This is a genomic window from Taibaiella chishuiensis (assembly GCF_003014535.1).
Classification (GTDB): domain Bacteria; phylum Bacteroidota; class Bacteroidia; order Chitinophagales; family Chitinophagaceae; genus Taibaiella; species Taibaiella chishuiensis.
Genome location: NZ_PYGD01000002.1, coordinates 243,600 through 263,724 on the forward strand (window position 1 = coordinate 243,600; position 20,125 = coordinate 263,724).

The window sequence follows — 20,125 nt, forward strand, 5'->3', positions numbered from 1 at the left end:
TGTAATGTCAATGCCTTTACACAAACGACCCCTAACCGGTTAAAGGCAATTAAAAATTCAGGAACCGATTTTATGTTATCATGATCAAGGCTAAAATGCAGACCAAGCTTACCTTCGGGCTGCTTTCCCTATTCGTTGTCATTATCTGCTTTGGCGGACTGGGCATTTTTTACGTGAACCGGCTCAGCAGCGATGCCGGTATGATCCTGAAGGATAACCATATCAGCGTAGAATACTGCAATCATATGTTGAAGGCCCTGGACGAAATACCCGGGAACCCCGGACAGGTCGCTGTTTTTGAACATAACCTCCGCTTAGAGGAACAGAACATAACCGAACCCGGGGAGGCCGAAGCCACTGCTGAAGTACGGGCCCTGTTTGAAACCTTAAAACAAGATCCTGCCGTTTTCGGGCAATACAAAAAAATGCGCAAGGCCATCCTGAAGATCGAAGATGTGAACCAGATGGCCATTATTCACAAAAACGTTATTGCTTCGGGAACCGCTGCGCAGGCTACGCTCTGGCTTACCATTATCGTTTCTATCCTGAGCCTGGCGGCGCTTACCTTCGTGATCAATTTTCCTTCCATTATTGCAAGACCCGTTAAAGCCCTTACGGAAGGGATCAGGGAGATCGCCAATAAGAATTACAGTAAACGGATCCATCTCGATCAGAAAGATGAATTTGGCACGCTCGCAGAGACCTTTAACGTTATGGCTGAAAAGCTGGATGAATACGAGCACAGCAATCTTGCCGAGATCAAGTTTGAAAAGAGCCGGATTGAAGCCATCATCAATAAAATGAACGATGGTATATTCGGTTTAAACGATAAAATGGAGATCCTGTTTTTCAACGCCACTGCCGAACGTATTTTCGGTCTGAAAGAAAGCGAGGTGACCGGCAGGCTGGCCCCGGATATAGCTGCCGGTAATGATCTTTTACGGACGGTACTGAACAGCGAACCGAAGACGCAGCTCCGGATATTTGCAGATAATAAAGAAAGTTTTTTTACCCAGGAGTCTATCGTGATCCAGACCGAAAACAGTGTGGGCGGCCGGGTGATCCTGCTGCGTAATGTTACGCCATTTAAAGAACTGGATGTTGCCAAAACAAATTTTATCGCCACGATATCGCATGAGTTGAAGACGCCTTTGTTTGCTATAAAAATGGGCACCCAGCTATTGGAGGACAAAAGAGTAGGCGACTATAATGCCGACCAGCTGGATATCCTGTCGAGCATCAAGGCTAATGCCGACCGCCTGCTCCGGATAACCGGCGAGTTATTAAATGTGTCGCAGGTGGAATCGGGACAGATCCAGTTAAAGAAAGAATGGGTAAAGCCCGGGACTATAGTGTTGAGGGCTTTGCAGGCCGTACAGGTGCATGCCGGCGAACATCATATTCAATTGAAGGAAGACATAGAAAAAGATCTGCCTTATGTTTCGCTGGATGAAGAAAAGACTACCTGGGTGCTCATCAACTTTCTGACCAATGCCATTAAATACTCCCATGAAAACGGGACGGTGGTCGTACAGGTAAGCAGGGAGGAGCAAGACATTCATTTCCGGGTTACCGACCAGGGCCGGGGTATCGAACCCCGCTACCTGGACCAGGTATTCGATAAATACTTTAAAGTGCCAGGCGGCAAACAGCAGGCCGGTACCGGTCTGGGGCTCTCCATATCCAGGGAGTTTATTGAAGCCCAGGGCGGACGGATCTGGGCCCGCTCTGAATTTGGCGCCGGAAGCGTTTTCGGGTTCAGTATCGTTATTAATACACGTGTATAAAAAGAATAGAACAGATGGATATCGCGAATGTATTGCTGGTCGAAGATGAGACCGATGTACGGCAACTGCTGAAAAGAGTGCTGAGCCTGGAAGGCTTTACCGTGTTTGAAGCAGCGGGTTGCAAGGCGGCGCAAAAAATATTACAACACGAAAATATCGACCTGGTTTTGTGTGATGTAAAACTGCCGGATGGTAGTGGCGTCGAGTTTATTACCCAGGTGAAAGCCACATATGCCTACGTGGAAATTATTATGCTGACCGCCTACGGCAATATACCGGATAGCGTGCAGGCCATAAAGAACGGGGCTTTCGACTATATAACCAAGGCCAACGATAATGACCGCATCCTGCCTTTATTGTACCGGGCGCTGGAAAAAGTAAAACTCGAAAAGCGGGTACATCAATTGGAACAATTAGCGGCTGCGCGTTACGCGAACTTCGATTCCATTATCGGTAATTCGGTGCTGATAACCGAGGCCAAATCGCTGGCCCGGCTTGCTGCGCCTACCGATGCGCCTGTCTTGCTGCTCGGGGAGACCGGTACCGGTAAGGAGATCTTTGCACAGGCCATTCACTCGGCCAGTAAACGCAATACCAAAACCTTCCTGGGACTTAATTGCAGCGCATTCGGCAAAGAGCTGCTGGAAAGTGAACTGTTCGGGCATAAGGCCGGGGCCTTTACCGGCGCTATAAAAGATAAGAAAGGCCTGATCGAAGAAGCGGATGGCGGCACGTTGTTTCTCGATGAAATTGGTGAGATGCCCCTGGACCTTCAGGCCAAACTATTGCGGGTATTGGAAAACAGCGAGTTTATCAAGGTGGGCGATACGCGGCTGACCCGGGTTAATATCCGCATCGTAGCCGCAACCAACCGCAACCTGAAACAGGATATCAAAGCAGGTAAGTTTCGCGAAGATCTTTTCTACCGGCTTAACCTGGTTACCATTAACCTGCCGCCCCTGCGCGAGCGCCAGGCCGATATCCCCTTACTGGCCGGGTATTTTATCGAAAAGCTGACCCGCGATGCTTACCAGCATGTAAAAGGTATGACGCCGGCCTTTGTAGAAAAGATCGGGCAATACGACTGGCGTGGCAATATCAGGGAACTCAAAAATGTATTGGAGCGATCCCTGATCGTTTGTGCTACCCGCCAGTTGTCTATCGAGCACCTGCCCGTGGAACTGCAATATGCCAGCCTGCAATCCAAAACGATTTCGGCATTCGACCTGGCGAGCGTAGAGCGGTTGCATATACAGCGTGTGCTGCAGTATACAAAAGGCAATAAGGTACAAACGGCCAAACTGCTGAACATCGGTACCGCAACCTTATACCGGAAAATAGAAGAATACAAAATTGAACTTTAAGCAACAGCCATTTACGTAATACAGCAGAGAAATGATTTTCTCCTTTTTTATAGTGTCACACATTTGTGATATTTGTCCTATCTTTGCGCTTGTTATGGCAAAACAAAAAATTATCGATGCTGCTATAGCCGTGCTGAACGAGGATTTTTCGGCGCCGCTGGATAAGATCGCCGCTAAGGCAGAGTTGAGCCGCCGCACCCTGCACCGCTATTTCCGTGACCGGGCCGAACTGCTGGAAGCCTGCAGGGTCGATATGATGCACACCTGGCAAACGGCCATGATGGCGGCTTGCAGGCAGGGCAAAGATCCGGTGCTGCAACTGGAACTGATGCTTTATGCCGGTATTGACTGCGGGGAGAAGTATGCCTTCCTGGATACCTTGCAGGAGCAGGCGCCGGCAACCACACAGGATAAGGCCTATGCAGCGGCCCGGGACAACTGGTTCCGGCATGTGCCGGCCTTGCAGCGTAAGGGCATGATCAGCAAAGAGCTTACCGTGCCCTGGATCCGTATCCTCTTTGTGCAAATGATCCGCAGCACCATACAGGCCTTGCGCAGTGGCAGCGTTGTTCCTAATGATATAAAAAAAATGGCCTGGTATTCCTTCCGCCGGAGTATCGGTATGGCATAATACTGCGCTGCCGGCGCATACGTATCCTCCCGAAAATATAAAACTTATGATACATGCTTTTTTAATGATCGGTCAGTCGAATATGGCCGGTCGCGGCTTTGTGCAGGAGGCGCCGCCTGTTTTCGACGAACATATAAAAATGCTGCGCAATGGCCGCTGGCAAACCATGTGGGAGCCCGTAAACTACGACCGGCCTACTTCGGGTATCAGTCTTGCTGCTTCTTTTGCAGCCGCCTGGCGCCTGCAGCATAGCGATGGGGAGATCGGGCTGATCCCTTGTGCGGAAGGGGGCGCCAGTCTGAAAGATTGGGCAGTGGGCGGTGCATTGTTTGATCATGCGGTAAGCCAGGCCAGGCTTGCCTTGCGCGATAGCAAGCTGGCGGGTATACTCTGGCACCAGGGCGAAAGTGATTGTTTTCCCGAACTGGCCGCTACTTATGCTGCGCGGCTGGAGGTTATTATCGATGCTTTGCGCAGCGAACTCGATGCACCCGGTGTACCGCTCATTGTAGGCGGACTGGGCGATTACCTGGCTTCCGGCATATACGGGCAGTACTTTCAAAGTTATCCGCTTATCAATACCGCCCTGCAGGATTTCGCCCATGCACATGCCCATTGTTATTTCGTAAGCGCTGCCGGTTTATCGGCCAATCCCGACGGTATTCATTTCAATGCCGCATCCCTGCGTGTGTTCGGCTTGCGCTATTTCGATGCCTTTAACCGGCTTACTGATGCGGGCCCGGATGATCAGGAAGAAGAACTGCTGCAACGTATCTATGCCCGGCCTTACACCCTGAAGGAACAAACCGCATTACTGGAATACCGTTTTGCCAGCGGCGCTCTTACGTCCGAGGCTTACCAGCAGGCATTGGTAATACTGAAGCAGCAGTAGTGCGTTATTGCTGGCGGGTATCACTATCAATAACAATTACAGAAAGAGATCAGCGTTATTGCCTGCTTGGGGTTATAACGCTGATCCTGTTTGCTGGTAAGGCTTTGCGGGTGTAGATAACATGATGTGTTGTGCTTTTATGCTATCGTAAATCTAAACAAAGCGTTATTATCACCGGAAAATGATGGCCTTCTCGGTTGTATCAGTTAAATTTGCAACGACCATCCCATTACGTACGCCGAGTTGAAATCTTTATTCAGAATATTTCTACCCTTTGTCCTGTGTCTTGTTGCGTTAATTCACATCGCAACACCGTCCAGGGCTGCACAGTTCTTTTCAGTAAAATATGCTGGAAACGGTTCGATGTGCATTGCCGCGGACGATGGCAATAACCTGGATGATATGGTGTTCCGCACCGATGCGGAAGAACGTCATCAACCTAAAGCCGCCCGTATTTACCAGCGGTATATGGAACAGCTGCAGGCTTACTTTAACGTGCAGGCGGAAGCAAGGGTAAACCCGGTAATGGTCATGTTCGTGACCGATACTAAACCCATATGCAGTACTGCGTATAATAGTATCTGCCTCTCTTCCTGTTACGACTACATCTTCCGGCTCTCTCTCTTTTAATACCGTTCTATTCATTTATCTGTTCGGGTAGGCTTTATACGCATACCCGGGGTCATCTATTATTCCATCCGCCCGGAACCACCGGGCCAGTATACCTATTTTCGATAATGAACAAGAACTATTTCATTGCCGTTCCGGCATTGATCCTGGTCAGTGCATGCACCGATCTTAACGCCTCGCGCGATAATAGCGCCGAACCCCAATCCTATCCTGTTATTTCTGTAATAGAAAAAGACACCGCACTCCATGCCCAATACGTGGCAGATATACAAGCCCGGAAAAATGTAGAGATCTATGCCCGGGTACCGGGTATCCTGGAGCATATCCATGTAGACGAAGGCGAAACTGTGCGTAAAGGGCAATTGCTGTTTACCATAAACGATGATGAACTGCAGATCGCTTTATCCAAAGCCAACGCGGCATGGAATAATGCAAAGGCGGATGCGCATGTAGCAGAAGTAGAGCTGCAGCGTGTACAGACCCTGGTGCATAAAAAGATCATTTCCAAGACCGAGCAGGAACTGGCCGAAGCCAAGCTCAATGCCCTGAAAGCAAAGATAGAAGAGGCTTTGTCGGAAAAGCAAACCGTACTGAAACGTCTTTCCTATACCCGTATCCATTCGCCCTTCGACGGTGTGATCGATCGGTTACCGCTGAAGGAAGGCAGTTTCCTGCCCGAAAACACGCAGCTGACCACGATTTCGGATATCCATTCGATGCTGGCCTATTTTAAGGTGTCGGAAAGCGAATACCTGAAACTGATGCAGGAAGGCCGGGACAGCACTATGGCAGCAAGTGTAAGCCTCGTACTGGCCGATGGATCCCTGTATCCTTATCCCGGTAAAATAGAAACCTATGGCAGCGAGATCGATGATAATACCGGCTCGGTAACCTTCAGGGCCGATTTCCCCAATCCCCGTAAAATGCTGAAACACGGCGCTTCCGGTACATTGATTATCGGCAGGCCCAATGCCCGTGTATTGATGGTGCCGCAGAAATCGGTGCTGGAAATACAGGACAAGAACTATGTGTATGTGCTGGGCGCCGACAATACCGTACAGATGAAAAACTTTGAGCCGTCCAGCCGCATCAATGGTTATTACATCGTGGAAAGCGGTCTTACGGCAAAAGATAAGATCCTTTACGAAGGCGTACAGTCCATCAGGAGCGGGCAGAAGATAAGTCCCGTGGCGCCCCGCCTGTAATACCGCAACCTATTTACTTAACCTCATTATAAGGTACAGGTTTCCCTGTGCCCCAGACTCCTTTTATTATGATCGAAACATTTATCAGGCGACCGGTGCTGTCGCTCGTGATTTCTCTTATCATTACCCTGGTCGGCGCCATGGCTTTGTTCCAGCTACCGGTAACGCAGTTCCCGGACATTGTACCGCCTTCCGTAATGGTAACGGCCCGGTATACCGGCGCCAATGCCGATGTGTCGGCCAAGGCGGTAGCGATGCCGATCGAAAGGGCTATTAACGGCGTACCGGGTATGACGTATATGTCTACCGTTACCGGCAACGATGGGATCACCATGATCCAGGTCTTTTTCCAGGTAGGCACCGATCCCGACCAGGCTGCCGTAAACGTGCAGAACAGGGTAACTACCGTACTGGACGAATTACCGGAAGAGGTGATCAAAGCTGGCGTAACGACCGAAAAGGAAGTGAACAGCATGCTGATGTACCTCAATATCACCAGTGCCGATGATGCCGCCGACGAGCAGTTTATCTTCAACTTTACGGATATCAATATTCTGCAGGAGCTGAAGCGGATCGATGGGGTGGGACGTGCAGAGATCATGGGGCAACAGGAGTATGCGATGCGCGTATGGCTGAAACCTGAGCGTATGCTGGCTTACGACATCTCGGCCGATGACATCGTAGCAGCCCTGAGGGCGCAGAACGTGGAAGCCGCGCCGGGCAAGACGGGCGAGAGCTCGGGCAAGAATCCGCAATCGGTACAGTATGTATTGCGGTATACCGGTAAGCTGTACGAGCCGCAGCAATACGAGAACGTGGTATTGAGAGCCGACAACGATGGGGCGATACTGCGTCTTAAAGATGTGGCCGATGTAGAATTCGGTTCCATGAGTTATGGCATGGTGTCGAAAACGGATGGCCGGCCTTCAGCTTCGATCATGATCAAACAACGGCCGGGCTCCAATGCCCGCGATGTAATCCAGAACATCAAAGACCGTATGGAAGAGCTGAAGGAAACTTCCTTCCCGCCCAAGATGAACTACAATATGGCCTATGATGTATCGCGCTTCCTCGATGCGTCGATCAGCGAGGTGATCCGTACGCTTGTCGAAGCCTTCCTGCTGGTGGCTTTGGTGGTCTTTATCTTCCTGCAGGACTTCCGCTCTACGCTGATACCCGCACTGGCCGTACCTGTGGCGCTGGTCGGTACGCTTGCTTTTATGATGCTGATGGGCTTTTCGATCAACCTGCTTACACTCTTTGCGCTGGTACTGGCTATCGGTATCGTGGTCGACAACGCGATCGTGGTCGTCGAAGCGGTGCATATCAAGATGACCGAAAAACACCTGCCGCCGCTGGAGGCAACGATAGAAGCCATGAAAGAGATCAGCGGTGCTATTGTCGCCATCACCCTGGTAATGTCGGCCGTATTTATTCCCGTGGCCTTCCTGAGTGGTCCTGTAGGCGTATTCTACCGGCAATTTTCCCTTACCCTGGCGATCTCGATCTTTATATCCGGTATCAATGCCTTGACGCTTACGCCGGCCTTATGCGCCCTGATGCTGAAACACAATACCCAGGTACAAAAGAAGGGCTTGCTGAACCGTTTCTTTAACGGCTTCAATAAACGCTTTGATGCCACCAATAATAAATACCGGTCGGTACTGGCAAAAATTGCCGGCCGCAGGGGGCTTACCCTGGTATTGCTGGCGCTGTTTTTTGCCGCTACCTGGGGCGCGGGCGCTATATTACCCGGCGGCTTTATTCCTACCGAAGACCAGGGCATGATCTATGTGAATGTAACCACACCGCCGGGCGCTACCATGGAGCGTACGGATAAAGTACTGGATGAGGTAACGGCCATTGCCCGTAAAACGGCTGGTGTAGAGAATGTGACTACCCTGGCGGGTTATAGCCTAGTTAACGAAATTGCCGGCGCTTCCTATGGGATGGCCATGATCAACCTGAAACCCTGGCATGAAAGAGACCAGGATGTAAACGCCGTGATCGCTGCGATCGAACAAAAGGTAAAGCTGATCAATGATGCCAAGATCGAAGTATTCGCGCCGCCTACCGTGCCTGGTTTCGGTAATACCGGCGGCTTTGAGCTGCGCCTGCTGGACAAGACCGGCAAAGGCGATGTGCAGCAAACCGCAGCGGTAACGCAGCAATTGGTGGATGCGCTGAACAAAACTCCGGAGATCAGCGGCGCTTTCACCAGCTTCGATGCCTCTTTCCCGCAGTATATGATCCATATCGACCCGGATATGGCGGCCAAGAAAGGCGTTACCGCCGACAATGCGATGAGTACGCTGCAAACCTTGCTGGGCAGCTATTACGCCACCAACTTTATCCGGTTCAACCAGATGTATAAAGTGATGGTACAGGCAGGTCCGCAGTACCGCACCGCACCCGAAGATATCCTGAAACTTTATGTCAAGAACCGCCTCGGAGAGATGGTGCCTTTCTCCGCCTTCGTAAAGATCGAACGGGTATATGGCTCCGAGCAGCTTACGCGCTATAATATGTACCTGTCGGCCATGATCAATGGTAATGCCGGTGCGGGTTACAGTAGCGGTGATGCCATTGCTGCGGTCGAAAAGGTAGCTGCCAAAGTATTACCGAGGGGTTATAGTTACGAATGGAGCGGTATGACCCGCGAAGAGATCCTTTCGGGTAACCAGACAACCATGATCTTCCTGGTCTGCCTGGTATTCGTATACCTCTTGCTGGCTGCGCAATACGAGAGTTTCCTCCTGCCGCTGCCGGTTCTCCTGAGCCTGCCTGCGGGTATATTCGGCGCATTCCTTTCCCTGAAGCTGGCCGGGCTCGAAAACAATATTTATGCACAGGTGGCTTTGGTCATGCTGATCGGCCTGTTGGGTAAAAATGCAATCCTGATCGTGGAGTTTGCGATCAAGAGCCGCAAGGAGGGAGCGAGTATCCTGCAGGCCGGTATCGACGGCGCTACGCAACGGTTACGGCCCATCCTGATGACCTCCTTTGCCTTCGTGGCGGGCCTTATTCCTTTGTGTATCGCATCTGGTGCGGGCGCTATGGGCAACCGTTCCATCGGTACGGCTGCTGCCGGCGGCATGCTGATCGGTACGGTATTCGGCGTGCTGGTTATTCCGGGGCTCTATGTCCTGTTTGCCACCCTGTCTGAGCGAAAGAAAAAAAAATAAAAATAACCCGGAAGCATAATCCTGTTTACATTATGACCTATTTAAAATATAAGCAGCTGCTGCTGCACTCCTCGTTAATCTCTGCTGTACTGCTTGCTTCCTGCGCGATACCCGGCAGGAAAAAATTACCCGATCCCAAGCCGCTCCCCGCGCGTTTTGCCACGGACGGGGACAGCTTACAGAATATAGCCCTGCTCAGCCCGGACTCGTTTTTCCGGGATGCCCATTTACGCAATGCGATTAAAGACGTATTGCAGCATAACCCCGATATGCAGATTGCCTTGCAGCGCATCCGTACGGCCGGCGCTTACCTGAAAATGAGCAAGGGCGCGCTGTTGCCCTCTTTGAGCATGAATGCGCATGCAAGCGGTACCAAGTACGGGAAGTATACTATGGAAGGTGTAGGTAACTTCGATACGAACCTGTCGCCCAATATCGAAGAGGAACAGAAAGTCGGTACCAATCCTACGCCCGACTTCTGGCTGGGACTGAGTACCAACTGGGAACTGGATATCTGGGGCAGGCTGGGCAAAATGAAAAAGGCTGCCCGACACCGGTTCATGGCCTCTGCCGAAGCCGCGGCCATGGTAAAATCGATGCTGGTTACCCAAACCGCGCTCTTCTATTATGAATTGCTCACCCTCGACCGCGAACTGGAAATCCTGAAGGAAAATATCACCCTGCAGGAGCGTGCCCTGGAGATCGTGGTCGCACAAAAGGAAGGCGGGCGTGCCACCGAACTGGCCGTTCAGCAGTTCAATGCCCAATTGCTTAGTTCCAGGGGCCATTTGCTGGGTATACAACAGCGTATTACAGAAACCGAAAATAACCTGAATGCCCTTTCCGGCAAATACGAAGGCCACATCAGTCGGAGTGCTTTCCGTACCATCGATCAGAACTTTGATGCACTCGATGCGGCTGGTATTCCTGCGGCTATACTGCGCAACCGGCCCGATATCCGGCAGGCCGAGGCCGAGATGCTTGCGGCTGATGCCGATCTGGGCGCTGCAAGAGCGGCGTTCTTTCCATCGCTTAACCTGTCGGCCTACACTGCATTCAGCGCCTTTAAAGGCGACTTGCTCTTCTCGGCCGGTTCGCTGGGCTTCCAACTCCTGGGTGGGCTCACAGCGCCCTTGTTCCAGAAGCACCAGATCCGTTCGCAGTACCGTATTGCCGAAGCCGGACAGCAAGAGCAGTTCTACAACTATGAGCGCACGGTACTGAATGCCTATAAGGAAGTGCTGAACTATATCAGCAATATCCGTAACCTCGGGCAGCGTAGCGATCTGAAAGAAGAGGAAGTGACGGCCCTGGGTAATGGCGTCAGTATTTCGGAAGACCTGTATATAACGGGTTATGCTTCGTATATCGAACTTGTGGCTGCGCAGAAAAGCAAGCTGGAAGCCGAATTACAACTGATCGACCTGAAAAGGGCCGAGCTGTATACGGCCATCAACCTGTATAAGTCGCTTGGCGGCGGCTGGCGCGAATAACGAACAACTCCTTATGCATAAATGGCCTGGTCTCTGCAAAGACCAGGCCATTTTTATAGGTAGATCCGTGAAATGTATCAGTAATTCAGAGAAAACGTAAAGTGCGGTTGTACGGTCCGGGCGAATTTTGCGGTATAAAAAACAACAGATATGGAAACCACAACAGCACATATTGCATTGGTAACCGGCGGCAGCCGGGGATTGGGTAAAGACATCGCCCTAAAGCTTGCGGCACAGGGTCGCGATGTGATCCTTACCTATAACAGCAAAGCAGAGGAAGCACAGGAGGTAGTAGCCGCTATACGCGCACAGGGCCGTTCAGCCCTGGCCCTACAGCTCAATACGGGCCGGTCGGATAGTTTTGCCGCCTTTGTGCAGCACCTGCAACAGGTGCTGGAACAGGATTTCGGAAGAAAGGGCATCGACTTCCTGGTCAACAACGCAGGCCATGGTATTACCGTACCTTCTTTTGCCGACACCACCGAGGCACAGTTCGATGAACTGGTGCAGGTACATCTTAAAGGCGTGTTTTTCCTCACGCAGCAACTGCTGCCCCTGCTCAACGATGGCGGCGCTATCGTGAACATCTCTACAGGCCTTACCCGGTTTACTCATCCCGGCGCGGGCGCCTATGCCAGTGTGAAGGCCGGTGTGGAAACCCTTACCCGGTATATGGCTAAAGAATTGGGCCACCGGTATATCCGCGCCAATGTTGTAGCGCCGGGCGCGATTGCCACCGATTTCAACGGCGCACGCCTGCGCGATAACGCCCAGGTGCAGGATATGATCAAAAGCATTACGGCCCTGCCCCGCATCGGCCAGGCCGACGATGTCGGCGGTGTGGTGGCCTTCCTGTGTTCGGATGATGCGAAATGGATCAGCGGGCAACGTATCGAAGTAGCCGGCGGTATGTATCTCTGATTATAAATAGTCAATGTCTCAATAGTCATGAAACAAACAGTTATCGTTACCGGCGCTGCCGGTACTATAGGCAGCGCCTTATGCAGCAGCCTGGAACAACAGGGCCACCGGGTGGTCCGGGTATCCCGTAGCTCCGGTGATTATAAAGCCGATATGGGGGATAAAACAGCGATGGAGGCCGTATTTAAGGCTGTAGGACATTGCGATGCCGTAGTGAGCGCCGCAGGCGAGGTTGTGGCCTATCCGCTGGAACAGCTTACCGACGAGCATTTTGCCTTTGCCATAGCAAACAAAATGATGGGACAGATCAACCTGGCCCGTACGGCCTTGCCTTATATCGCCGACAAGGGTTCTGTTACCCTGGTATCGGGTATCTTATCGGACGAGCCCATCCTGGGTGGTGTTATTGGCACTATGGTCAACGGGGCGGTGGAAGGTTTTGTAAAAGCTGCGGCGCATGAACTGCCCCGTGGTATACGGATCAATTGTGTGTGTCCTAATGTACTGGCCGAGTCTGTGGCCTTTCATCCTTACTTCCCGGGTTTTGTACCGGTAGAGGCCTGGCGTGTGGTAAAGGCCTATGAGCGGTCGCTGCTGGGTATTATTAATGGCCGGGTATTGGCGGTATAAACACGTTGCGGTTCCTGTGGGGTAGCGGCGCGGTCTCCTGATTTTTCGTAAATTTATATCCAGAATAAGCATCATGCAACAGACCTTTATAGATGTGGCCACGATCAGCGACCTGCACCGGTTGTACAGCTGTCCGCCGCCGAAGCACCCGCTTGTTTCTTTTTTATCCCTGCAGGAAATAAGCCGGGATCAGTTCAGTGAAACCGAACAGGCCTACCGGCTCGGGTTCTATGCCGTGTACCTGAAACAGTTGAAAGGTTCGATGAAGTATGGACGGTCACAATACGATTTCGACGAAGGCACCCTGGTGTTTACGGCGCCCGGCCAGGCTATATCCACGCAGCGCCGCTTATCCTACAATGAAGGCTGGGGCCTGTTTTTTCATCCCGGCCTGTTGTACCGTACTGCCCTGGGGCGTAAAATAAACGGGTATTCCTTTTTTAATTACGATGTGCATGAGTCGCTGCATATCTCCGACGAAGAGAAGAAGATACTGCGGGATTGCTGTGAACATATAAAGCGCGAATACACGCAGCAATTAGATAAACACACGGGCGATCTTATCGTGAGCCATATAGAGCTGTTGCTGAACTATTGCAGCCGCTTTTACGACCGGCAGTTCCTGGCGCGTGCTTCTGTAAGCCACGATGTGGTACAGCAGTTCGAAACCCTGTTGCGGGATTACTTTTCCCGCGATACGCTTATCGAGGACGGTTTGCCGGATGTGGGCTACTTTGCGGACCGGCTGCATCTTTCGCCCAATTACCTCTCCGACCTCCTGAATAAATATACCGGCAAAACTACGCAGGAGCATATACACCTGCAATTGGTGGAGCAGGCCAAACACCTGTTACTGGGCTCCGGTAGCTCGATCAGCGAAATAGCCTTTACACTTGGCTTTGAGCATCCATCTCATTTTACCCGGGTATTTAAAAACAAAACAGGGTTATCGCCCAAAGCCTTCCGGGCGGGTTAGGCGCGCTATAAAAATTAAAGCTGGCCGTTGTAAACGGCCAGCTTTTTGTTGTCTGTATCTTTATCGCCGATCCTAGGCTAAAAACCTAGGGATCGATGGTCAGCAATACGTTATTGCCACCCAGGTTCATCCAGGTCATCTGCAGGGTAGGGCAGCTTGTTCCTGGTTGGTTCAGGCTGGAATAGGTGCCGGTAGCACAGGTGCCGGTGTTGCCTACCAATGGCGCAGTCGGGCCGGTAATACTGGTGTGGAAGGTAGCTGCGTCCCAACCGGAGCCTGCCGTCGTCATGGTTGCATAACCGCTGGGTCCTACTGAGGTATAACGCCAGCCGGTGCCCCCGTTTAAGGAGTTTACGTTGTTGTAGGCATCGGAGGTGTTCGGGTTGATCTTAAACCAGGTGTAGTACGAGCAGGATGCAGGCAGGTTGGCATCGTGCGCATAAGCCTCCAGGGCAATAATACAGCTCGTATTATTGGTGATAAACAAGGCGGCGTTGGCGCTTACCGCTGCCCCCGATAACAGGAGCATAGCGAATAGTTTCTTCATAGATAAATAGTTTGTGATGGAAGACCAATTTCCGTTTTTTTAATCTGTTCGCCGGGCTGTTTTTTGTCAGCGGGCCAGAATTGTTTACCAGGGCGGTCAAAGCCTTTGTCTATGCCGTTCTTTGTTACCCCGGATAAAAAAGCCGCATACCTGTGCGTATGCGGCTCCCTAACGAAAAAAACAAAACATCAGCGGATCAGCAGCAATTCGCCGCGAAAGGTTTTTACCTCATCATCGCGTTCCGACAACTCGATATGGTAAAAATACGTGCCTGCATCGCCGGGATTGCCGTTGTACAGGCCGTCCCAGCCCGCGAGCCCGTCGAAGGTGCTGAACACTTCTTTACCCCAACGGTTAAAAATGCGGAAGGCTTTCACCTCCTGGTAGCCGTAATTGGCAATGGCAAACCGGTCGTTGAGCCCGTCGCCATTGGGCGAAAAGGCATTGGGCAAAAACAACTGTTCCCGGATCAGGATGCTTACCCTGGCCGTATCGCGGCAACCGTATTCGTTAGCGCCTACTACGGTATAGGTGATGGGGGTACGGGGCGAGGCCATGGGCGATGCGTTGCGGGTATTATCCAGCCAGGTGGCCGGCGACCATTGGTAACTGGCAGCACCGGAAGCCTGTAACTGTACGTTTTCTCGCGGGTTTATCGTTTGGGTGGCCGATACGGTCAGTTCCGGCACCGGGCGCACAAATACGGTTATGGAATCGGAACCGGTACAACCGCTGCTGACATCGGTTACCCTGATCCTGAATTGTTGGGTACCGGTAATATACCCCGATGCGACACTGGTATCCGTACGGTCAAGCAGGGCGCCCGGCTCCCAGCGGTACTGGTAAGCGCCGGCGTATAAGGTGCCGGTTTGCAGGTGCAGGTAACCGTTGCAGGTTTGCGAGTCGCGCAGGGGCGGGTAGACCACCACCGGCTTTTGGATCAGCAGGTTGCGGCTTACGGTTTGCCCGTTTACGGTATACTTCAGGGCGCATTGATAGGGAAATACAGAGAGGCCTTCGGCCGCCAGCTGCGGATTAAAGGTCCATACGCCGTTCTCCTGTGTTACGCCGCATCCGCTGAAGCTCCCGCCTGCGGGTATGCCGCTCAGGCCATAAGCAGTATCCTGGTAACAATACTTAGTAGCGATCGGGCTGCCGTCGGTATAGGTTATAGCCTGGCCATACCCTAAGGTATAGCCAGACAACAGGAATATAACGATAAGCACTGCAGGTCTTGCTATCCCGTATTTCATACTGCTTCAGTTTAATGCTGTTTGTGGTTATTGTTTTACTACTTTCTCTACACGGAGCAGGCGTCCTTTGGTATCGGCGATCTTCAGGAAATAGATACCGTCGGGCAAGGCTTCGAGCGATATCCTGTCGGTGTTGTCGTTTTGCAGGAGCGTACGGCCTTCTACACTGCCCAGGCTGAGCGATACTGGTATGGGGCTATTGATAAACAGGGTGTGTTGCGCCGGGTTAGGATAGATGCTGATCCTGTAGGCAGGGTTGCCGATATCGTCTATACCGGTTACATTGTTGACCGTATAGATCTCGGAGGTATCCGTACAGCCGTTTGCAAGGCCGGTGATCACCTGGTAATCGCCGTTCTGGTTTACGGTATAGGTCGCTGCGGTAGCGCCGTTGATCAGTATGCCGTTGCGCATCCATTTATAGGTATCATAAGCCGAGGTTACCCCCAGTTCGAAATTGTTTACGGTAATAAAAGGTTCGTCGATATCATTGATGGTAAGATCGATGGTGATGATGCTGTCGCAGCCGCCATCGCTCCAGTAATGCTGGTTGTAGATACCGGAAGTGGTATAGGTAATGCCGTTCAGTGTATAGCTTTTACAGGCCGATACCTGGGTAATGCTGTGGAAAGTATCGGCACATGCGTATTTAACGAGGTAAGCGCCCATATCGAAGTTGTTGCCCGCCTGGGTCATCATATAGGGGGCGGTATCGTTCGGGCCTTTAAAGTCGGCAGCATTCCTGCGCAGGGTACCGGCGATATACATATTGTTGGATTGATCAAGAAATACTTCGCCGACCGGTACCTGTTGTGCGGATATATGCGGCAACTGGCCCAGGCGCATACTCCAGTCTGTAGCGCCGCCCGGTTTGTAGCGCTTTACAAAGCCGTGGGTATTGGTCTGGTAGGTAATGCCCGCAATATTAAATTCGGCAACTACACTGCCGCCGATATAGATATTATTCAGGGCGTCGTGTTTTAACCGGGTAGGTATGATCTGGTTGTCGGTAAGCGGCATGCCGAGCTGCAGCAATTCGCCCCATTGTACGGCGCCGCTGGTATCTGTTTTGGCAATATACCCGCCATTGATATGTGCATCGGGCATACCGCCGTTAATGGCCGTAAGCAATAAGGAGGGCGACAGGCGCAGGGTATCGAGGAAGGTGCCGGCGATAACGGGTACACCGGCTGTATCCAGGCTCAGATCCTTTACGGTGCCCTGGTAGCAATTAAAGGTCTTTACCCATAACACATCGCCGGCATCGGTATACTTGGCGAGGAAGGGGCTGTAACGCTGTGTGCCGGAGATGGGCGTGGTGACTATATGAGGCTGGGTTACGGTACCGAAATTAACCGTATCGTAGAGCGAGCCTGCCACATAGATATGACCATAGGGATCCGGTGCGGCCTTGAAGTCGTAAATGCCGCCGCGTTTCTCGGTGGTCTTTACAATCCGGAACGAATTAAAGGCGCCGGTGGCCTGGTCCATCTTTACCCAAAAGCCATAACGCTGATCGGTAAGACCGGAATTCGTACTGATGATATGTTGTGTATTGGCGCCGCCATTATCAAAGATCAGGGTATCATTCTGGCCCGTACCCAGTACTGTGCCCGAAAGGATCATTTCGCCGGAGGTATTTACCGCAAGGCTTTGCACATCAAAAGTTGCCGCCATTTTATAGATACCCACGAAAGGCACCTTGCGCGATACGATCTGTTTCACCCATTTAAAATTGCCGGCCGAATCCAGCTTCAGTACGAAGCCTGCTTTAGAGGTAGTCAGCGTGGTATCGGGGCCCGAAAGCAAGGCTTCGGCTGCCGGATCGGGATTAAAGTCGACTACACCCGGGAAGTCGCCGGCGATATAGATATTGGCGCTGTCGTCTACGACAAGGCCGCGGGCCGACGGGCCATTATAAATATGGTTAAAGATGAAATTCCTTTTATCCAGCTTTTTTACCCAGATCATATTGGAGTCGGCATCCATCTTGCTGATGAAAAACTCGTATTGACCGGTGCCGGTGGGCATCTGTGTATTGACGATAAGCGGGCTGTACCCACCTGCAAATTTGATGGTATCTTCAAAGATGCCGACACTGTATATGTTTTTTTGTCGGTCTGTAGCCACCCTGTGGATATAGACCTGGCCTGCGCTGCCGCTGCCCGTAGTGCCTGTGGCGGTAGACATGGTATGGTGCTGGACGCCCCAACTGGTAAGCTGGTACTGTGCTTGTGCCGGTATAAAGCAGCACTGCAGCAGCAACAGCAGCAACAGGTATTTGCTGTTGCGCAACACGCCGCGCTGTGGTCCTGCATTGACTTTAGGTTGTGTTACCTTCATAGAGATTCTTTTTTGAAGTGAATGGCCTTGCCGGTAGCGGAAATGCAAGGCCGGATAATGCATACAAAATTACTTTTCCATATGCCCGGTATAAGAGTGGGAGTACCCGATTTTGAAAGAGTAGATCTACTTATAGGGCGAAAAATAATGTATCTGTCGTGTGTAAAAAGGACAGTAAAATGACAAAGGTCTTCGTGAAGCGCGCTGTCAATACGGTATTTTTGCGCTTTGCAGAAAAGTATGCTTAACTTACAGGGACGCATTACTTTCCCGAAGGATCAATTTCATGAGGCTGAAGCAACTCTATTTATTTTTTTTATTACTGGCAGTATCTTTCACTCCTGCCTTTGCACAGGAACCGGTAAGCGGCGTGCGCAATTTCCTGCAGCTTTCCGATACGGCCGATATCCGCAGCCGTATAGCCGCGGCTAAAAAGATGGCGGTTACCGACCCGGTACAGGCCGCCGGCAAGTTCCGTTACCTGATGCAGCAAAGTATGCAGCTGGCCTATAGCTACGGGATCGTTGTATCGGGTATCGAATCGGGCAACCTGGAAGTGCGGGATGGCAACTACGAGGCCGCCCTGCTTTTTTATAATCATGCCCTGGCTGCTTGCGATGCTGCTACCAGACCGCTTTTTGCAGCGCTTATCCATAACCTTACCGGCAATGTATGCAACCTGCAGGCCCGGTATGAACAGGCTTCTTTTTATTATTATAAAGCGGTACAACTGGCCGAGCAATACCCGGCCCGCCAACTGCCGCCCAGTTATGCTTACAGCAACCTGGCCACCGTACTGGCACAACTCCGGCAATACGATAAGGCCCTGGCCTATGCTGCTAAAGCGCTGCATGCAGCCACACAGCTCCGGGATACCGCCCTGCAGGTAAACCAGCTGATGAACCTGGGCGTGATCAGTTATGAGCAGAAAGATATTCAACAGGCCCTGTCGTATCTCGAAGCAGCCGCAGCCCTGGCCCTGCACGGCCACGATTTTGTAAGCCTGCACAAGATCCGGGTCAATACCGCTGCCGTATACATGGAACTGGAGGAGCCGCGCAAGGCTTTGCAACAGCTCCTGGAAGCTGCAGAACTGGAATCGGTCCATCATATTGCCTACCACGAACGTAATGTTACGCTCAGCAGTATCGGCGATGTATACCTGCAGCTCAAACAATGGGACAAGGCCCGGACTTATTTCGCTATGGCCTGGACCGGTAGCGGCCAGTTGCCTAAAGAGCGCCTGTTCCTGTTGCAGAAGCTGGCCGAACTGAAAACACGTACCGGCGATTATAAAGGTGCCTTGGCCTTGCGCAGGCAGTACGAAACCCTGAGCGACAGTATTGAAAGCAGCGCGGTAACCCTGCAGGTACACGAAATGGAAACCCGCTACCGCACTGCGGAGAAGGACCGGGAGATCGCCTTAAAGCAGGCACATATTACACGGCAGGCACAACAGATCACGCAAAAGAACCTCTGGCTGGCCATTACCGCCCTGGGCATCCTGTTGTTGCTGTTGTCGGGTGGGGCGGCCTGGTTTTATACCCGGCAAAAAAATAAGATTACCGAACGCAACCGGCAGATCGAAATGCTGCAAGTCCGGCTGGAAGGCGAAGACGACGAGCGGCAAAGGCTGGCACAGGAACTGCACGATGGTATCGGCAGCCAGCTGGCAGGTGCCAAATCGTACCTGCTGGCCCTGGGTAATGCCCATCCCGAACTGGCCGAACACCACTACTATCGCCGCACGGGGCAGATCCTGAACGAGACTGCGGCCGACTTGCGGCGTGTAGCGCATAACCTGCTGCCGGGTGTTATCAGCTCGTCCGGGCTGGCCGATGCGGTACAGGCTTATTGTAAAGACCTGGGGCAACGCAGCGACCTGGATATCGAGTTTCATGCTTATGGCAACTTCAGTTTTGTAGCGCCTGTACTTTCCCTGCATATCTACCGCATCATACAGGAACTCTTGCATAATGTCGTCAAACATGCCGGGGCTTCGGAGGCGATCGTATTGCTCAATGAGCATCCCGCCGAGATCAGTATCCTGGTAGAAGATAATGGTATCGGCATAAGCGAAACCGCGGGCAGCAAAGGGATCGGGCTTACCAATATCCGCAAGCGCGTCGACCTGTTGTCGGGTAATATGCAGATCGAGTCGGCCGGGCAACAGGGTACCATCGTCAGCATTTTCCTGCCCAAAGATGTACAACGGGCCAATATGGCTTCGGGCCGGCAATTTCATTAATCCTTAGTTTTTATTATTTT

Annotated in this window: 15 protein-coding genes; 12 read left to right on the plus strand and 3 right to left on the minus strand. The window is 51.9% G+C overall.

The window, feature by feature from the left end:
• The first annotated feature begins 80 nt into the window (after positions 1–80).
• The 11 genes from B0I18_RS08470 (at position 81) to B0I18_RS08520 (ending at position 13,714) form a co-directional block, all read left to right on the plus strand.
• Positions 81–1,787: a sensor histidine kinase gene (locus B0I18_RS08470; RefSeq protein WP_106522255.1), complete on the plus strand. Its 1,707-nt coding sequence runs from the start codon at positions 81–83 to the stop codon at positions 1,785–1,787.
• Positions 1,788–1,801: 14 nt separating this feature from the next.
• Positions 1,802–3,151: a sigma-54-dependent transcriptional regulator gene (locus tag B0I18_RS08475; RefSeq protein ID WP_219905945.1), complete on the plus strand. Its 1,350-nt coding sequence runs from the start codon at positions 1,802–1,804 to the stop codon at positions 3,149–3,151.
• A 94-nt stretch (positions 3,152–3,245) separates the two neighbouring features.
• Positions 3,246–3,782: a TetR/AcrR family transcriptional regulator gene (locus tag B0I18_RS08480; RefSeq protein WP_181358387.1), complete on the plus strand. Its 537-nt coding sequence runs from the start codon at positions 3,246–3,248 to the stop codon at positions 3,780–3,782.
• A 46-nt stretch (positions 3,783–3,828) separates the two neighbouring features.
• Positions 3,829–4,674, plus strand: coding sequence for a sialate O-acetylesterase (locus tag B0I18_RS08485; RefSeq protein ID WP_106522257.1), 846 nt, complete (start codon positions 3,829–3,831; stop codon positions 4,672–4,674).
• 363 nt (positions 4,675–5,037) lie between these two features.
• Positions 5,038–5,304, plus strand: coding sequence for a hypothetical protein (locus B0I18_RS08490; RefSeq protein ID WP_106522258.1), 267 nt, complete (start codon positions 5,038–5,040; stop codon positions 5,302–5,304).
• 107 nt (positions 5,305–5,411) lie between these two features.
• The gene (locus B0I18_RS08495; RefSeq protein WP_106522259.1) at positions 5,412–6,509 is read left to right on the plus strand and encodes an efflux RND transporter periplasmic adaptor subunit; all 1,098 of its coding nucleotides are present in this window, start codon (positions 5,412–5,414) and stop codon (positions 6,507–6,509) included.
• Positions 6,510–6,577: 68 nt separating this feature from the next.
• The gene (locus tag B0I18_RS08500; protein ID WP_106522260.1) at positions 6,578–9,694 is read left to right on the plus strand and encodes an efflux RND transporter permease subunit; all 3,117 of its coding nucleotides are present in this window, start codon (positions 6,578–6,580) and stop codon (positions 9,692–9,694) included.
• 32 nt (positions 9,695–9,726) lie between these two features.
• On the plus strand, positions 9,727–11,187 hold the full coding sequence (locus B0I18_RS08505; protein ID WP_106522261.1) for a TolC family protein: 1,461 nt from the start codon (positions 9,727–9,729) through the stop codon (positions 11,185–11,187).
• 150 nt (positions 11,188–11,337) lie between these two features.
• Positions 11,338–12,108 (plus strand): SDR family NAD(P)-dependent oxidoreductase, encoded by a 771-nt coding sequence (locus tag B0I18_RS08510; protein WP_106522262.1) that lies wholly within the window; start codon positions 11,338–11,340, stop codon positions 12,106–12,108.
• 27 nt (positions 12,109–12,135) lie between these two features.
• Complete coding sequence (locus B0I18_RS08515) at positions 12,136–12,738, plus strand: short chain dehydrogenase (RefSeq protein ID WP_106522263.1); 603 nt, start codon at positions 12,136–12,138, stop codon at positions 12,736–12,738.
• A 73-nt stretch (positions 12,739–12,811) separates the two neighbouring features.
• Positions 12,812–13,714, plus strand: a complete 903-nt coding sequence (locus B0I18_RS08520; protein WP_106522264.1) for a helix-turn-helix domain-containing protein — start codon at positions 12,812–12,814, stop codon at positions 13,712–13,714.
• A gap of 85 nt (positions 13,715–13,799) precedes the next feature.
• Here the strand turns inward: B0I18_RS08520 and B0I18_RS08525 are convergent, their stop codons facing one another.
• From B0I18_RS08525 to B0I18_RS08535, 3 genes are all read right to left on the minus strand, one after another.
• On the minus strand, positions 13,800–14,261 hold the full coding sequence (locus tag B0I18_RS08525; protein ID WP_106522265.1) for a hypothetical protein: 462 nt from the start codon (positions 14,259–14,261) through the stop codon (positions 13,800–13,802).
• Positions 14,262–14,449: 188 nt separating this feature from the next.
• Entirely contained in the window at positions 14,450–15,514 is a 1,065-nt protein-coding gene (locus B0I18_RS08530; protein WP_106522266.1) for a T9SS type B sorting domain-containing protein, read from the minus strand.
• Positions 15,515–15,541: 27 nt separating this feature from the next.
• Positions 15,542–17,857 carry a T9SS type A sorting domain-containing protein gene (locus B0I18_RS08535; protein WP_181358388.1) on the minus strand — a complete coding sequence of 772 codons (2,316 nt, stop codon included), beginning with the start codon at positions 17,855–17,857 and terminating at the stop codon, positions 15,542–15,544.
• Positions 17,858–18,143: 286 nt separating this feature from the next.
• Here B0I18_RS08535 and B0I18_RS08540 point away from each other — a divergent pair, with 286 nt between their 5' ends.
• Positions 18,144–20,105, plus strand: coding sequence for a tetratricopeptide repeat-containing sensor histidine kinase (locus B0I18_RS08540; protein ID WP_106522268.1), 1,962 nt, complete (start codon positions 18,144–18,146; stop codon positions 20,103–20,105).
• Positions 20,106–20,125 lie beyond the last annotated feature (20 nt).

Excerpts from the sequence above, each read along its gene's own strand:
- B0I18_RS08470 (WP_106522255.1), top strand. The coding sequence starts at position 81 with ATGATCAAGGCTAAAATGCAGACCAAGCTTACCTTCGGGCTGCTTTCC.
- B0I18_RS08475 (WP_219905945.1), top strand. The coding sequence starts at position 1,802 with ATGGATATCGCGAATGTATTGCTGGTCGAAGATGAGACCGATGTACGG.
- B0I18_RS08480 (WP_181358387.1), top strand. The coding sequence starts at position 3,246 with ATGGCAAAACAAAAAATTATCGATGCTGCTATAGCCGTGCTGAACGAG.
- B0I18_RS08485 (WP_106522257.1), top strand. The coding sequence starts at position 3,829 with ATGATACATGCTTTTTTAATGATCGGTCAGTCGAATATGGCCGGTCGC.
- B0I18_RS08490 (WP_106522258.1), top strand. The coding sequence starts at position 5,038 with ATGTGCATTGCCGCGGACGATGGCAATAACCTGGATGATATGGTGTTC.
- B0I18_RS08495 (WP_106522259.1), top strand. The coding sequence starts at position 5,412 with ATGAACAAGAACTATTTCATTGCCGTTCCGGCATTGATCCTGGTCAGT.
- B0I18_RS08500 (WP_106522260.1), top strand. The coding sequence starts at position 6,578 with ATGATCGAAACATTTATCAGGCGACCGGTGCTGTCGCTCGTGATTTCT.
- B0I18_RS08505 (WP_106522261.1), top strand. The coding sequence starts at position 9,727 with ATGACCTATTTAAAATATAAGCAGCTGCTGCTGCACTCCTCGTTAATC.
- B0I18_RS08510 (WP_106522262.1), top strand. The coding sequence starts at position 11,338 with ATGGAAACCACAACAGCACATATTGCATTGGTAACCGGCGGCAGCCGG.
- B0I18_RS08515 (WP_106522263.1), top strand. The coding sequence starts at position 12,136 with ATGAAACAAACAGTTATCGTTACCGGCGCTGCCGGTACTATAGGCAGC.
- B0I18_RS08520 (WP_106522264.1), top strand. The coding sequence starts at position 12,812 with ATGCAACAGACCTTTATAGATGTGGCCACGATCAGCGACCTGCACCGG.
- B0I18_RS08525 (WP_106522265.1), bottom strand. The coding sequence starts at position 14,261 with ATGAAGAAACTATTCGCTATGCTCCTGTTATCGGGGGCAGCGGTAAGC.
- B0I18_RS08530 (WP_106522266.1), bottom strand. The coding sequence starts at position 15,514 with ATGAAATACGGGATAGCAAGACCTGCAGTGCTTATCGTTATATTCCTG.
- B0I18_RS08535 (WP_181358388.1), bottom strand. The coding sequence starts at position 17,857 with ATGAAGGTAACACAACCTAAAGTCAATGCAGGACCACAGCGCGGCGTG.
- B0I18_RS08540 (WP_106522268.1), top strand. The coding sequence starts at position 18,144 with ATGAGGCTGAAGCAACTCTATTTATTTTTTTTATTACTGGCAGTATCT.